Origin of the sequence: Micromonospora maritima, from assembly GCF_902825405.1 — a bacterium.
GTDB classification, from domain to species: Bacteria; Actinomycetota; Actinomycetes; order Mycobacteriales; family Micromonosporaceae; genus Micromonospora; species Micromonospora maritima.
In genome coordinates, this window is the sequence record NZ_CADEAU010000929.1 from 1 (window position 1) to 885 (window position 885).

The following is an 885-nucleotide window of genomic DNA, read 5'->3' on the forward strand; positions in this document are numbered from 1 at the left end:
TGGACACCGCGGGCCTGGTCGTCCCGCCGGTCGCGCCGGTGCCGCCGGCGGTGGCCGCGACGTCGTGGGTGGTCGCCGACCTGGACACCGGCGCGGTGCTCGGCGCCTGCGGCCCGCACGAGTACGGCGTCCCGGCAAGCGTGCAGAAGTTGCTGCTGGCCGCCACCATGCTGCCCCGGCTGGATCCGAACCGGGAGGTCACCGTGACCGCCGGCGACGTGGCGATCGAGCCGGGCAGTTCGGCGGTGGGGCTGGCCGAGGGCGGGCACTACCGGATCGAGACGATCTGGCTGGGTCTGCTGTTGAAGTCCGGCAACGAGGCGGCCAACGCGCTGGCCCGGCTCGGCGGCGGCCCGGACGGGCTGACCGGCGGCGTCCGGGCGATGAACGCCGAGGCGCACCGGCTCGGCGCTCGGCAGACCCACGCCGTCACCCCGTCCGGCCTGGACGGTGCGGGCCAGTTCACCAGCGCGTACGACCTGGCGCTGATCGCCCGGGCCTGCTTCGCCGACCCGGCCTTCCGCCGCTACACCGCGACCCGGACCGCGCAGGTGCCCGCCCAGCCGGCGCTGCGGGAGAAGGCCTTCCAGATCCAGAACGACAACATGCTGCTGGACCACTATCCGGGCGCGATCGGCGGCAAGACCGGCTTCACCGACCTGGCCCGGCACACGTACGTCGGCGCGGCCGAGCGCGGTGGGCGGCGGCTGGAGGTCACCCTGCTCGGCGCGGAGGTGACCACGCAGCGCGGCTGGCAGCAGGGCGCCGCGCTGCTGGACTGGGGTTTCGGGCTGCCCCGGGACGCCGCGGTCGGTCGCCTGGTGGAGCCGGGGGAGCTGGACCGGTCGGCGTCTCCGGCGCCCGCGTCGGCCCTGGCCGGGCACG

General features: G+C 76.0%; 1 protein-coding gene. It reads left to right on the forward strand.

Going from position 1 to position 885, the window contains the following annotated elements:
- Positions 1–885: D-alanyl-D-alanine carboxypeptidase family protein (locus HUW36_RS33600; protein ID WP_174531669.1), on the forward strand; the 885-nt coding region annotated here is incomplete at both ends.